This is a genomic window from Sphingomonas sp. H160509 (genome assembly GCF_024124765.2).
Classification (GTDB): Bacteria; Pseudomonadota; Alphaproteobacteria; order Sphingomonadales; family Sphingomonadaceae; genus Sphingomonas.
Genome location: NZ_JAMXSR020000002.1, coordinates 879954 through 894147, shown reverse-complemented (window position 1 = coordinate 894147; position 14194 = coordinate 879954). Strand labels below are relative to the sequence as shown.

The 14194-nt window shown below is 64.6% G+C and carries 10 protein-coding genes and 2 pseudogenes; 9 read left to right on the top strand and 3 right to left on the bottom strand.

Features of this window, described 5'->3' with window-relative positions; all coding sequences use genetic code 11:
• The first annotated feature begins 126 nt into the window (after window positions 1–126).
• Together NHF48_RS05895 and NHF48_RS05890 are read left to right on the top strand one after the other, a co-directional pair.
• On the top strand, window positions 127–903 hold the full coding sequence (locus tag NHF48_RS05895; protein ID WP_446741111.1) for an alpha/beta fold hydrolase: 777 nt from the start codon (window positions 127–129) through the stop codon (window positions 901–903).
• Between the two features lie 215 nt (window positions 904–1118).
• On the top strand, window positions 1119–2948 hold the full coding sequence (locus tag NHF48_RS05890) for a M2 family metallopeptidase (RefSeq protein ID WP_253070560.1): 1830 nt from the start codon (window positions 1119–1121) through the stop codon (window positions 2946–2948).
• A gap of 264 nt (window positions 2949–3212) precedes the next feature.
• On the opposite strand, the gene NHF48_RS05885 is transcribed toward NHF48_RS05890, so the two are convergent.
• From NHF48_RS05885 to NHF48_RS05875, 3 genes and pseudogenes are all read right to left on the bottom strand, one after another.
• The gene (locus tag NHF48_RS05885) at window positions 3213–3707 is read right to left on the bottom strand and encodes a hypothetical protein (RefSeq protein WP_253070559.1); all 495 of its coding nucleotides are present in this window, start codon (window positions 3705–3707) and stop codon (window positions 3213–3215) included.
• Window positions 3708–3771: 64 nt separating this feature from the next.
• Window positions 3772–5209, bottom strand: a pseudogene (locus NHF48_RS05880) (AMP nucleosidase).
• A gap of 182 nt (window positions 5210–5391) precedes the next feature.
• Window positions 5392–5871, bottom strand: coding sequence for a peroxiredoxin (locus tag NHF48_RS05875; protein ID WP_107954829.1), 480 nt, complete (start codon window positions 5869–5871; stop codon window positions 5392–5394).
• Window positions 5872–5980: 109 nt separating this feature from the next.
• Between NHF48_RS05875 and NHF48_RS05870 the strand changes: the two genes are divergently transcribed.
• From NHF48_RS05870 to NHF48_RS05840, 7 genes and pseudogenes are all read left to right on the top strand, one after another.
• Complete coding sequence (locus NHF48_RS05870) at window positions 5981–6541, top strand: YqgE/AlgH family protein (protein ID WP_253070558.1); 561 nt, start codon at window positions 5981–5983, stop codon at window positions 6539–6541.
• Window positions 6542–6806: 265 nt separating this feature from the next.
• Window positions 6807–8240 carry an adenosylhomocysteinase gene (ahcY, locus tag NHF48_RS05865; protein ID WP_253070557.1) on the top strand — a complete coding sequence of 478 codons (1434 nt, stop codon included), beginning with the start codon at window positions 6807–6809 and terminating at the stop codon, window positions 8238–8240.
• 250 nt (window positions 8241–8490) lie between these two features.
• Window positions 8491–9186, top strand: a complete 696-nt coding sequence (locus NHF48_RS05860; RefSeq protein ID WP_253070556.1) for a TonB-dependent receptor plug domain-containing protein — start codon at window positions 8491–8493, stop codon at window positions 9184–9186.
• A 76-nt stretch (window positions 9187–9262) separates the two neighbouring features.
• Window positions 9263–9925, top strand: a complete 663-nt coding sequence (locus NHF48_RS05855; RefSeq protein ID WP_253070555.1) for a hypothetical protein — start codon at window positions 9263–9265, stop codon at window positions 9923–9925.
• 169 nt (window positions 9926–10094) lie between these two features.
• Window positions 10095–10328 (top strand): hypothetical protein, encoded by a 234-nt coding sequence (locus tag NHF48_RS05850; protein ID WP_253070554.1) that lies wholly within the window; start codon window positions 10095–10097, stop codon window positions 10326–10328.
• Window positions 10246–11586 carry a TonB-dependent receptor domain-containing protein gene (locus NHF48_RS05845; protein ID WP_253072350.1) on the top strand — a complete coding sequence of 447 codons (1341 nt, stop codon included), beginning with the start codon at window positions 10246–10248 and terminating at the stop codon, window positions 11584–11586. The genes NHF48_RS05850 and NHF48_RS05845 overlap by 83 nt, the downstream gene beginning before the upstream one ends.
• Window positions 11587–11729: 143 nt before the next feature.
• Window positions 11730–14090 (top strand): annotated as a pseudogene (locus NHF48_RS05840) (PAS-domain containing protein).
• Window positions 14091–14194: the final 104 nt, after the last annotated feature.

Genomic DNA, 14194 nt, shown 5'->3' with positions numbered 1-14194 from the left:
GGAACGGGCGGCCTTCGGGTCGCCCGTTTTCGTTTGGGGCTCCAGGCTCGCTCGACGTTGGAAGCCGCGGAAGACGAGGGCGCGGGTTGACTTGGGCGGCGGCGGCTACGAATTGGCGGCGAACCAATGCAGGATATGACCGTGGCCAGCACCCCGACCGAGACGCAGTTTTTCGAGAGCTTCGACGGCACGCGGATCGCGTGGCGGGAGGTAGGCGAGGGGCGGCCGGTGGTGTTGATCCACGGCTATTTCTCCAACGCGAAGACCAACTGGATCCGCTATGGCCATGCCGCCAAGATCGCCGCCAAGGGCTTTCGTGTGATCATGCCGGACCTGCGCGCGCACGGCGAAACCGCCAAGCCGCACGGGCTCGAAGCGTATCCGGCGGATGCGCTGACGGAGGATGGCCACGCGCTGGTCGCGCATCTTGGGCTGACGGACTATGACCTTGGCGGGTATTCGCTGGGTGCGCGGACGACCTCGCGGATGCTGGCGACGGGCGCGACGCCGCGGCGCTTGATCTTCTCGGGCATGGGTCTCGAAGGGCTCACCCAGACGTCGCGTCGCGCCGGGCATTTCCGGAATATCCTGACCAAGCTGGGGCAGCATGTGCAGGGTACGCCGGAGTGGCTGGCGGAGGCGTTTCTGAAGACGACGGGCGGCGATCCGGTCGCGTTGCTCGGTATCCTCGAGACGTTCGTCGATACGCCGCTCGAGTCCGTGAAGGCTATCCAGCAGCCGACGTTGGTCGTGTGCGGAGGCGAGGATCAGGATAATGGTTCGGCACCGGACCTGGCGGCGGCATTGCCGAACGGGACGTATGTCGAGACTCCGGGCGGTCATATGAGCGCGGTGGTAAAGCCCGAACTCGGCCAGGCGATCGCGGACTTCCTTGCAGGCTGACGCCCTGTCCTCGATCCTCCCCCGCCAGGGGGGAGGTGGCTGGCGCTTGCCAGACGGAGGGGGAGGTAAGCGACCACCTCCGTTGCGCGTTCCTCCCCCCTCCGTTGCCTTTGGCGCCACCTTCCCCTGGCGGGGGAGGATCGCAAGGCTGGCGAGAGACTGTTGACCAGGCGACGGCGGAGTATCACTCTGGAGGCATAATCCAGGGGAAGATCATGATCCGTACCGTCTCTCTGATCGCGCTTGCGTGCGCGATTGCCGCGCCCGTGTCCGCGCAGACCCAAACCACACCCGTCGCAACCGGTAAGCCCACCGTAGCGCAGGCGGACGCGTTCGTCGCCGAGGCGGAGAAGGCGATGGCCGCGGCCTCGCTGGATGCCAACCGCGTCGCGTGGGTCAACGCGACGTACATCACCGACGATACCGATGCGCTGGCGGCGAAGTCGGGCGCCGAAATGACCGATCTCGGGGTGAAGTATGCGCTCGGCGCGGCGCGGTATGCGTCATTGCCGGGGCTGTCGTTCGATACGAAGCGCAAGCTCGACTTGCTGCGCGGCGGGCTGACGCTACCGGCGCCGACGCGGGCAGGGGCTTCCGAGGAACTGTCGACGCTGACCACCAAGATGTCGTCCTCCTACGGCAAGGGAATGGGGACGCTCGACGGCAAGCCGATCAACGGGTCGGATATCGAGGCGGCGATGGGCTCGACGCGCGATCCGGCCAAGCTGACCGAGATGTGGACGAGCTGGAACGACAAGGTCGGCGCGCCGATGCGCGGCGACTATGCGAAGATGACCGCGATCTCTAACGAGGGCGCGCGCGAGCTGGGCTACAAGGATGTCGGTGCGTTGTGGCGCTCGGGCTACGACATGACGCCCGAACAGTTTGCCGCGCTGACCGACAAGATCTGGAAGCAGGTCGAGCCGCTCTACATGGCGCTCCACACCTACACGCGGTGGAAGCTGAACGAGAAATACGGCGACGTGGTGCAGGCGAAGACCGGGCCGATCCGCAGCGACCTGCTCGGCAACATGTGGGCGCAGGAATGGGGCAATATCTACGACATCGTCGCGCCGAAGGGCGCGGGGGATCTGGGTTTCGACACCGGCGATCTGCTCAAGGCGAAGGGCTATGATCCGCTCAGGATGGTGAAGCAGGGCGAGGGCTTCTATTCGTCGCTCGGCTTCGCACCGCTGCCGGAGACGTTCTGGAAGCGGTCGCAGATCACCAAGCCTGCCGACCGCGACGTGATCTGTCATGCGTCGGCGTGGGATATCGACGCCAAGGACGATATCCGGATCAAGATGTGCACGAAGGTGAATGCCGACGACTTCGTCACGATCCACCACGAACTTGGCCACAATTACTATCAGCGCGCGTACAAGGCACAGCCGTTCCTCTATGCGAACGGTGCGAACGACGGCTTCCACGAGGCGATCGGCGATACCGTCGCGCTGTCGATCACGCCGGATTATCTGGTGAAAATCGGCCTGCTCGACCAGGCGAAGGTGCCGACCGCGGACAAGGACATCGGGCTGCTGCTGCGTCAGGCGATGGACAAGGTCGCGTTCCTGCCGTTCGGGCTGCTGATCGACAAATGGCGCTGGGGCGTGTTCTCAGGCGCGATCCCGACGACCGGATATCAGGCGGCGTGGGATCAGTTGCGGCTTCAGTATCAGGGGATCAAGCCGCCGGTCGCACGTGACGAGACCAGATTCGATGCGGGCGCGAAATACCATATCCCGGCAGCGGTGCCGTACACGCGCTACTTCCTGGCGCGGGTGTTGCAGTTCCAGTTCTACAAGGCGGCGTGCGACCAGTCCGGCTGGAAGGGGCCGCTGCATCGTTGCTCGTTCTACGACAACAAGGCGGTGGGCACGAAGCTGAACGCGATGCTGAGCATGGGGCAATCGAAGCCTTGGCCGGATGCGTTGCAGGTGTTCACTGGCAGCCGGGAGATGTCGGGCGCGGCGCTGGTCGAGTATTTCGCGCCGTTGAAGGCTTGGCTGGACGTGCAGAACAAGGGGAAGCCGACTGGGTGGTGAGGGGGCCGGGTATCTGACCCCTAATGCTTCCTCCTAGTTCCCCCGCGAAGGCGGGGGCCCGGGGTTACGAACGCTTCCGTGGCTTTAGCTGGGCCCTCGCCTCCGCGGGGGAACATCAACAACGAGGGCGACACCTACAACGCACCACCCCGGCGAAGGCCGGGGTCCAGTTGGGAAACGTTGCTAACGGAGCGATGAGCTTCGTTACGCAAGACGTTCCAACTGGGCCCCGGCCTTCGCCGGGGTGGAGTATCTTGGGGATACTTACTCCGGGACCGTCCCTGGATCGGCGATGCCCGCGTCGAACGACTTCGACGAGTCCGTGCCGTCCGCTTGATGCGCGTGCGTACCCTTCGGCTTGGGCGCTGACTGAGCCTTCGGCGTGCTGCCGCGCAAGGTCAGCAACGCGCCAACCGCGGCACCAGCAACCGCTACTCCACTGAAGATCGCAGCAGCCCCCCATTTCCCCCGGGTCTTCTCCGGTGGCTTGGCGACCGGAACAGGCGTCGCCGTGTTTCGTGCAGGCACCGGGCGGGGCGTGCTGCGCTTGGTCGAGCGGGGCTTTGGCGTCGGCTTGGCCACTGGTTTCGACGACGCGGCGGTGACAGGCTTGTCCGCAACCGGCACGGGCTTGGGCGCGACCGGCTTGGCGGACGACGTCGCTGCCGGAGCAGCCTTCGGCGCGCTCGTCTTGCGCGGCGCGCGACGGCGGGCGGCGGGCTTCTTTGCTTCCGTATCGGGCGTGTCGGTGTCGGCCACTTCTATCTTCCCTCAGCAATGATTCCGGAAGCGTAACGCATTCCCGTCCGATCCGCTCCGGTTTTTAGCGGAACGGCGGCTCGTCGAACGCGCGGAGCTTGCGGCTGTGGAGCTTCGAGCCCTCGAGGCGGAGCTGTTCGCAGGTCTCGATCCCGATCCGCAGATGCTCGCTGATCGCGCGCTCGTAGAAGCGGTTGGCCTGGCCCGGCAGCTTCAGTTCGCCGTGGAGCGGCTTGTCCGAGACGCATAGCAGCGTGCCGTAGGGGACGCGGAACCGGTAGCCCTGCGCAGCGATCGTCGCGGACTCCATGTCGATGCCAACCGCGCGGCTAAGCGAAAAGCGGAGTGCCGACTTCGAGTAACGAAGCTCCCAGTTGCGGTCGTCGGTGGTGACGATCGTGCCGGTGCGGAGGCGGCGCTTGAGTTCCTCGCCCGACTGACCCGAGACGATCTCCGCCGCCTTGGCCATCGCGAGCTGGACTTCGGCGATCGCGGGGATCGGGATTTCGGGGGGCAGGACGTCGTCGAGGACATGGTCGTCGCGCAGATACGCGTGCGCGAGGACATAGTCGCCGATCCGCTGGCTGGGCCGCAAGCCGCCGCAATGGCCGATCATCAGCCAGGCCTCGGGACGAAGCACCGCGAGGTGGTCGCAGATCGTCTTCGCGTTCGACGGCCCGACGCCGATGTTGACCAGCGTGATGCCGGTGCGGTCGTCTGCCATCAAATGATAGGCGGGCATCTGGTGACGGCGCCATGCGCTGTCGGAGATGATCTTGTCGATATCGTCACCCGACGAGATCGTGATCCCGCCCGCGCCCGACAGGCTGGTGAAGCGCGAGCCTTCGCCCAACTGCGTGCCGGCCCAGCGGACGAACTCGTCGACATAGCGGTGATAGTTGGTGAACAGCACGAAGCGCTGCGCATGTTCGGCGGGCGTGCCCATGTAATGGCGCAGGCGGGCAAGGCTGAAATCGGTACGCAGGCCGTCGAACAGCGCGAGCGGGCGCGTCTCGTCCTGCGCGATCCACAGGCCGTCGGCGATCTCGTCGCCGATATGCGCGAGCCTCGGTCGCGGGGAAGTGGCGCGACAATTCAGTGGCGGAGACCTCGTCGAGGCTCAGCGCGTGGCCGGGCTCGATCACATAGGGGAACGGGATTTCCTGGCGACCCTCGACCGCCTCGACGGTGACATCGTAATCCTCGATCAGCAACGTCAGCTGTTCGGTCAGGTATTCGGCGAAGATCGCGGGCTTGGTGACGCTGATGCGGTATTCGCCCGCGTTGACCAGACGACCGAACGAGCGGAGCGGGGTGGGCCGGTCGACGCCGCCCTTATAGGTCAACCGGATCTCGGGATAGGCGAACGAGCCGTCGGTGCGGCTGACCGGATCGGGCGTCGTGCCGTCGGCGATATACGCGCTCATGGCGGCTTGGAGGCGCTCGACGGAGGCGCGGTAGAGGCGGTCGAGTTCGGCGACGAGGTCGGATGCGATTGTCATCGGGCAGTGTTAGGTGGCGGACGTTACGGTGGCAAGACCACCTCAATCCTCCCCGTGTCGGGAGGCGGCAGCCCACTCGGGCTGACGGAGGGGGCGCTCCGCGACCGTAACGCTCGCGGTGAGCCCCCCTCCACCCTTCGGCAAAGGTGCCGAACGGTCCCCCCCCCCCGTGCCGGGGAGGATTAGATCTCGCTGAGCAGATGCTCGGCCGAGCTGACCTTAAATTCTCCAGGAGCCTCGACGTTCAGCTGCTCGACCACGCCGTCGTTGACCAGCATCGAATAACGCTGGCTACGCGTGCCCATGCCGAAGCCCGACCCGTCCATCGTCAGCCCGATCGCCTTGGCGAAATCGCCATTGCCGTCCGCCAGCATCGTGATGTCGCCAGCGCCCGCCGACTTGCCCCACGCGCCCATCACGAACGCGTCGTTGACCGAAACGCACGCGACCTCGTCTATGCCCTTGGCCTTCAGTTCGGCTTCCTTCTCGACGAAACCGGGAAGATGCTTGGCCGAGCAGGTCGGCGTAAACGCGCCCGGGACCGCGAACAGCGCTACCTTGCGGCCCTTGAAGAAGCTGTCGGTATCGACCTGGTCGGGGCCGTCTGCGGTCGCCTTGACGAGGTTGGTGGTGGGAAGCCGGTCGCCGACGCTGATCGTCATCTGAAATCTCCTGTCGCCGCGCGTTCGTCGCGGGCGAGCGGTACCTTGGACGTGGGCGTAGGTATTTCAAGCGTGGCGAGGGAGCCCGTGCGGCGCTATGCTCCAACGCATGGACAAGACGCCCTTTCTTTCCGGACAATTCCTGCTCGCGATGCCGGGGATGAGCGACCCGCGGTTCGCCCGCGCCGTGATCGCGATGTGCAGCCATGACGAGAATGGCGCGATCGGCATCGGGATCGGCGCGACCATCGACGGTTTGGGCTTTCACGACCTGCTCGAACAATTCGGGATCGAGCCGGGCGACGCGCCCAACGCGCCGGTGCATTTCGGTGGCCCGGTCGAGCCTCGGCGCGGGTTCGTGGTGCATTCGTCCGACTGGGGCGGGCAGGATTCGGTTGATGTCGCCGGGCGGTGGAAGCTGTCGAGCACGGTCGACGTGCTGCGTGCGATCGCCGACGGGAAGGGCCCTTCGGAGTGGGTGGTGGCGCTCGGCTATGCCGGTTGGGATGGCGGACAGCTCGAGGGTGAGCTGTCGCGGCCGGGGTGGTTCAACGTGGCCGGGGATGCCGAACTGCTGTTTGAGACCGTGGCGGAGGATCGCTGGACGATGGCGTTTGCGCAGGCCGGCGTGGATCCCCGGTTGCTCGTTGCTGAGACGGGGCGGGCCTGACTTCTGCTCCCCTCCCTGGAAGGGAGGGGGCTGGGGGTTGGTCGGCCGGTTGGCTGGCTCTGCACACGCCTCAAACCGACCCACCCCAACCCCCCCTTCCAGGGAGGGGAGTCGAAGAAGGGCGATGCAGCTAACGCCAACGGCATCCCCGAGCATCATATAAAGATATCTTTATATTTGATTTGAGCCCCCTGATCCCCTAAGTGGCACGGCATCCGGCACGGGCATGAGGCTCGCCGATCACAGAATTTCCAGGAGACCCATCGTGGCCACCACCCTCGCCCCCGCGCAGTCCGGCACTGCGACCGACTACGTCGTCGCCGACATCAGCCTCGCCGATTTCGGCCGCGCCGAGATCAACATCGCCGAGACCGAAATGCCCGGCCTGATGTCGCTGCGCACCGAATTCGGCGCTTCGCAGCCGCTCAAGGGCGCGCGGATCACCGGCTCGCTGCACATGACGATCCAGACCGCAGTGCTGATCGAGACGCTGACCGCGCTCGGCGCCGACGTCCGCTGGGCGACCTGCAACATCTTCTCGACGCAGGACCATGCCGCAGCCGCGATCGCCGCGACCGGCGTGCCGGTGTTCGCGATCAAGGGCGAGAGCCTCGCGGATTACTGGAACTATGTCGGCGACATCTTCTCGTGGGATCGCGACGTAGAGGGCCAGACCGCCAACATCATCCTCGATGACGGCGGCGACGCGACGATGTTCGCGCTCTGGGGCGCCAAGCTCGAAGCCGGCCACACGATGCCTGAGCCCGAGAACGAGGAAGAGGTCGAGATGCAGCGCGCGCTCAAGGCGTACGTCGCGAAGAACCCCGGCTATTTGACCGAGACCGTCAAGAACCTGAAGGGCGTCTCGGAAGAGACCACCACGGGTGTCCACCGCCTGTACGAGATCGCCAAGAAGGGCGAACTGCCGTTCCCCGCGATCAACGTCAACGACTCGGTCACCAAGTCGAAGTTCGACAACCTCTATGGCTGCAAGGAATCGCTGGTCGACGCGATCCGTCGCGCGACCGACGTCATGCTCGCCGGCAAGGTTGCCTGCGTCGCCGGCTTCGGTGACGTCGGCAAGGGCTCGGCACAGTCGCTTCGCAACGGCGGCGCGCGCGTGATGGTCACCGAAGTCGATCCGATCTGCGCACTGCAGGCGGCGATGGAGGGCTTCGAGGTCGTGACGATGGAAGAGGCCGTCAAGCGCGCCGACATCTTCTGCACCGCGACTGGCAATGCCGACGTCATCACCGCCGATCACATGAAGGCGATGAAGCCGATGTCGATCGTCTGCAACATCGGTCACTTTGACTCGGAGATCCAGATCGCCGCGCTGTCGAACTACGACTGGACCGAAGTGAAGCCCGGCACCGATCTGGTGAAGTTCCCGGACGGCAAGCAGATCATCATCCTGGCGAAGGGTCGCCTGGTGAACCTGGGTTGCGCCACCGGCCACCCGTCGTTCGTGATGTCGGCCTCGTTCACCAACCAGACGCTCGCGCAGATCGAACTCTGGACCAAGGGCGAGAACTACAAGAACGAAGTCTACGTCCTGCCGAAGCACCTCGACGAGAAGGTCGCGATGCTCCACCTCGAGAAGCTCGGCGTGAAGCTGTCGAAGCTCTCGGACAAGCAGGCCGGCTACATCGGCGTGCCGGTCGAAGGGCCGTTCAAGCCGGATCACTACCGCTACTGATCTTTAGGATTTAGTAAGGTTTTCGAAAAGCCGCGTTCGCCATCAGGCGGGCGCGGCTTTTTCGTTACGCATCCGTGTTGCGTGGATGTCACATAACCGCAATGTTTCGTTGTAAGGATTGAAAAATAGACAGAAAAGGTGTCCTTCTGGGCTCAGTATAAAGCTTAGGTTCAGAGGGTTACTCAGTATGGTTGGCATCTCGATCCGGAAGTCCGGATTGTTCGTAACTGCGTCCACGGTCGCATTCGTATTGGCCTCTGCAATTCCGGCAGCAGCGCAGACAGCGACGCCGGTAGACGCGCAGACACAGGCACCCGGCACCGATCCGGCCGCTCCCGTAGGTTCGGATACCACGACGGGCGCGGTTGCGCAGACTGTTGCGCCGGAGGCCAATGCCGGCAGTGAAATCGTCGTGACCGGTTCGCGTATTGCGCGTCCCACACTCGACTCGCCTGCTCCGGTCACCACGCTGACGATTGCCGATCTCACGCGCACCGGTGCGATCACGGTCGGCGACGTTTTGAACGATCTTCCGTCGTTGCGCTCGACCTACAGCCAAGCCAGCTCGACGCAGTTCATCGGCACTTCGGGCCTGAACTTCCTAGATATGCGCGGTCTCGGCGTTACCCGCACGCTGGTGCTGGTCAACGGCCGTCGGCACATCACCTCGTCCGAAGGTGATTTCCTGGTCGATACCAACACTATCCCGACCGATCTGATCGAACGCGTCGATGCGGTCACTGGCGGCCAGTCCGCGGTCTACGGTTCGGACGCGATGGCGGGCGTCGTCAACTTCGTGCTCAAGCGGAACTTCGAGGGGCCTCACGCTCAACGCGCAGAGCGGGTTGAGCGACAAGGGCGATCACGGCACGTATCGTCTCAGTGGTACCTACGGCCAGAACTTCGCCGACGGCCGCGGCAACATCGCGCTGAACCTCGAATATAACCAGTCCGACCTCGTCACCTATGCCGATCGGCCAGGTCTGACCGGTGCGTATACCGGACGTCGACAATTCTAGCTGGTGGACAGCCCGGCGCTCGACAACACGGTTCCGAACCGCACCTTCCTCAACAATGTTCATAGTTTCGGTTACGACAATGGCGGCAATTTCATCGCCTATAACGGCTCCGGGATCGGCAGCTGCGCGAATGGCACCGTGGCGGCAGGCTGCCTCGCCAACGGCTATCCCCGCGTGTTCGGTTTCAACTCCGGCGGATCGCTGTACGAGTATAACTACGGTACCGACTTCCGCCCGGCGGGCTCGAACAACAACAATGGCGGCGACGGCGGCATCCTCAACGACCGCGGCACGCTTCAGCCGGCGTTGAAGCGCTACGTCGCCAACCTGCTCGGCCACTTCGACGTGTCCGACGCCTTCAAGCCGTTCATCGAAGCGAAGTTCGTTCGCGTCGAGAGCTTCAACCAAGGCACGCCGACCTTTGCCCAGGGCGGCGAGCAAGGCACCGTCGCGGACGAGGACGCAGACGGGAATCCCTTCACGCGCGCGGCCGTTGGCGGGTTTAGCCGGCAGACGATCGGCATTCCGATCTCGTTCGATAACCCATATCTGCAGCCCGGCGATGCCGCGACGATCCGTTCGCTGCTGCCGGCTGGCGCACAGTTCTTCCGCTTGAACCGCAATAACAACGATTTCCGGGACACGCGACGAATTCGACCGCCGTGATACCTATCGGATCGTTGGCGGCGCGGAAGGAACGTTCAACACTGACTGGAAGTATGATTTTTCGGTCAACTATGGCGAGTTCCGGACCCGCTCGTCGTTCTTCAACAACCGCATCAACCAGAACTTCTACAATGCGGTAGATACGGTTCGGAACGGCGCGGGTACCATCGTGTGCCGGATCAACCAGACCAGCGTCACCGATCCGAACTGCGTGCCGTTGAACGTGCTCGGTAATGGCGCCCCCAGCCAGGCGGCCCTCAATTACATCAACACGACTTCGCAGCGTACCGGCAAGGCGACCGAGTTCGACGTGACGGCAAATATCGTCGGCGACAGTTCGCAGCTGTTCGAACTCCCCCGGCGGTCCGGTCCAGTTCGCACTCGGCGGCGAATATCGCCGTGAGACTGCTTCGTATTCGTATGACGACCAGGTGAAGTCGGGCGCGACCTTCCTCAATGCCATTCCCGATTTTGCTCCGCCATCGTTTGCGGTCAAAGAAGCATATGGCGAGATCAACCTGCCACTGCTCAAGGGCACGCGTTTTGCCGAGGAACTGTCGGCGAATGCTGCCGTTCGCGTTGCGGACTATAAGGGCTCGGCGGGTACCGTCTGGACCTGGAATGCAGGGGCGCTGTATGCGCCGGTTCGCGATATCAAGTTCCGCGTAAGCTACGCCAAGGCCGTGCGCGCGCCGACGCTGAGCGACCTCTACTCGTCGCCGTCGCAGAACTTCGACATTCTGAACGATCCCTGCGACATCAACTTCATCAAGACTGGTCGCTCGACGCGCGCCGCCAACTGCGCCGCAGCTGGCGTTCCCGTCAACTTCATCAACAATGCGGCACGCGGCGGCAGCACCGAGTTCCTGTCGGGCGGCAACCCCAACCTCGAGGCGGAGACGTCGCGGAGCTGGACGTACGGCGTCATCCTCCAGCCGTCGTTCATTCCCGGCCTCGCGATCACGGCTGATTATTACGACATCAAGATCAGCAACGTCATCGCCGCAGTCGGCGCGCAGACCATCCTCGACGCCTGCTACGACGCAGCGTCGCTGGACAACCAGTTCTGCGGCCTGATCAATCCGCGCCAGTCGAGTGGTGAGTTCGCCCAGACTGCACTGCTCCAGAGCACGGTCAACTTCGCAGCGCTGCGGGCCAAGGGCATCGACGTGGATGTGTCGTATAACCGCCGCATCTTCGCCGATGACAAGATCGCACTGCGGTTCGTCGGTACCTGGGTTCGCGACCGCACGGATTATCCGTACCTCGACAACCCTGGCCAGAAGGAGCGCGTCAAGGGCGAGCTGGGCGACCCGGTCTACAATTTCAACGTCTCGGCCGATTATACGCATGGTCCAGTCACGTTCGGCTACCAGCTCCGCTACATCGGTCGCCAGTCGATTACAGATTGGGAAGCGCAGCACGAAACGAATGGCGTGGCCGCACTCGATCCGTACTATGCTGATCGCGTCTATTACCCGTCGGTCGTCTATCATGCGCTGCGTGCATCGGTTGACGTCGACAAGCGCTTCACCTTCTATGGTGGCGTCGACAACCTGACCGACAAGAAGCCGCCCTACGGCCAGCTGGGTGTTGCAGACGGTGCGATTTTCGATAACGTCGGCCGCTCCATGTACGTTGGCGCGCGTGTGAAGCTCTAAACCGCATCCTCCAGCGCTGAAGGTCGATAGACCGCGAAGGGCGGGTCCGTATGTCGGGCCTGCCCTTTTCCTTGTCTCGTGGCTTTCCCCGGGGGACGGTTTGGCCTACATGGTCGAATGATATCGCGATGCGCTCCCTAAACATGATCATCGGGACCGGAGTCGCCGTGACGATCGGAGCAATACTCCTTCTGCTAATCCTCGCCGGATTGGCGTTGATTTACGTCGGTCTGCGTGCCCGTACGGGGGCGGTGGAAGCAGTCGAGGCGAACGCGCAGTTGCAGACGATCCTCGACGGGTCGCCGGCGATCGTGACGGTGATCCGCTCGGGCGGGCGGATCGAGATGACGCAGCGGATGGCGGACTGGCTGGGGCTCGACGCGCCACCGCGGTCGATCGCTGAGCTTGCTGCCGGGGGGCGGGGCTGTCCGCCGACGACGCGGCGCGGCTGATTGCCGACGTCACGGCGGCGCAGCGGTCGGGGCGGGCGTTCGTGCGCTCGGTGCGGTTGCAGGGCTCGACGCGAGCGATCACGTTTCGCGGTGGGCGTGCGCCGGGCGAGATGGGGGCGACCGGGGCGGTATTGCTCTGGGCGTTCGATGCGACCGACAGCGAGGCGGAGATCGCGCGACTTGGTTCCGAGACTGCGCGACTCGGTGAGGCGTATGAGTCGCTGACGGGGCTGATCGAGGCGGCGCCGATGCCGATGTGGTATCGCGCGACCGATTTGCGGCTGGCGATGGTGAACTCGGCCTATGTCGACGCGGTCGAGGGGCGCGATGCCGCGGATGTCGTGGCGCGTGGACTAGAATTGGTCGAGGGCTCGGGGCGGGGTGGGCCTCTTGCTGGCGCGGCGGTTGCGCGGGAGCAAGGGCGTCCGCATCAACAGGTTCTTCCCGCGACGATCGACGGCGCAAGGCGCTCGTTGCAGATCTACGACGTGCCGCTGCCGAGCGGCGGCGTGGCCGGGTTCGCGATCGACATCGAGGAACTGGAGCAGGCGCGGTCTGGCGCCAAGCGCTTTGCCGAGGCTCAGCGCGCGATGCTCGACCGGTTGTCGGCGGGCGTCGCGCAGTTCGGTGGCGACCGTTCGCTCGTGTTCTGCAACCAGCCGTTCCGCCGGATGTTCGCGATGCGGAGCGAATGGCTTGCCGATCGCCCCGAGTTCGACCGGGTGCTGGAGCGGATGCGCGAGGCGAACCGGCTGCCTGAAGTCCGCGATTTCCCGAGCTGGAAGGCGGAGCGTCGCGACTGGTTCATGCAGACTGGATCGGCCCAGGGCGGCGGTGCGATGGAGGAGAATTGGCATCTGCGCGGCGGCACGCATCTCCGCGTGGTCGCGCAGCCGCTCCCCCGATGGCGGCCTGTTGCTGATCTTCGAGGATCGCACCGAGCAGGTCCAGCTCGCCAGCGCGCGAGACACGTTGCTGCGGGTGCGGACCGCGACGTTCGACAACCTGTTCGAGGCGCTCGGCGTGTTTGCCGCAGACGGCCGGTTGCAGCTTTGGAACAATCGGTTTCGCGCGCTGTGGGGCCTGGAGGAAGAATTCCTCGCTTCGCACCCCCGCGTTGACGCTTTTGCCGAAGCGGCGGGGGCCAAGCTCGCCACTCCTGGCCGGTCGGCACTGATCCCGGATCTGGTGCGGTCGGCGACGGTCGGGCGTCAGCAGCGCGGTGGTCGCGTGGCGTTCGCCGACGGGCGGCATTTCGAGTTTGCCGGCGTGCCGTTGCCCGACGGTAACGCGCTGTTCACGATGCTCGACATCACCGACAGCCGCCGCGCGGAGCAGGCGTTGCGCGACCGTGCGGACGCGCTCGAGGCGACCGACAAGGTAAAGACCGCGTTCGTCGCGAACATGAGCTATGAGCTGCGCACCCCGCTCACCTCTATCAGCGGGTTCGCGGAAATGCTGCATGGCGGATATGCCGGCGCGCTGACGCCGCAAGCCGAGGGCTATGTCGGAGCGATCCTCGAGTCCGTCGAACGGCTGGGGCTGCTGGTCGATGACGTGCTCGACCTGACGCGCGCGGAGAGCGACCGGGCGGAAACCGACCGCAGCGACGTCGATCTGGCCACTACCGTGCGTGCGGCGGCGGAGACGATCCTGCCGTCGGCCAAGCGGCGGAAACTCGATTTCGCGATCGAGGTCGCGCGGTCGACTGGGCGGGTGAACGGCAATCCGAAGCGACTAAAGGAAGTCGTCGAGCATCTGCTGCGGCATGCGGCCGCGGCGACGCCCGATGGTGGGCGCGTGCTGCTGCACACCGACGGCAACGCTACGACCGCGCGGATCGTGGTGTCGGACGATGGCGTCGGGATGGATGCGGAGGCGGTGGCGCATGCTTTCGACCGGTTTGCGGAATCGAAGCCTATGGGAGATCGGGCTTTGGGTCTCGGACTGCCGTTGGCGAAGCAGTTCGTCGAGGCGCATGGCGGGACGATCGCGCTGATGTCGGAGCCGGGAGCGGGCACGCTGATCACCGTCGAATTGCCGCGGCGATGAACGGGCATCTGCTGCTCCCTCTCCCCTCCGGGGAGAGGGTCGGGGTGAGGGGTCGCCAAGCAGTGCAGCGCTTGGAACAGCCCCTCACCCAATCCTCTCCCCGA

Coding starts and splice junctions, on each gene's coding strand:
- NHF48_RS05895 (WP_446741111.1), top strand. CDS start 127: ATGCAGGATATGACCGTGGCCAGCACCCCGACCGAGACGCAGTTTTTC.
- NHF48_RS05890 (WP_253070560.1), top strand. CDS start 1,119: ATGATCCGTACCGTCTCTCTGATCGCGCTTGCGTGCGCGATTGCCGCG.
- NHF48_RS05875 (WP_107954829.1), bottom strand. CDS start 5,871: ATGACGATCAGCGTCGGCGACCGGCTTCCCACCACCAACCTCGTCAAG.
- NHF48_RS05870 (WP_253070558.1), top strand. CDS start 5,981: ATGGACAAGACGCCCTTTCTTTCCGGACAATTCCTGCTCGCGATGCCG.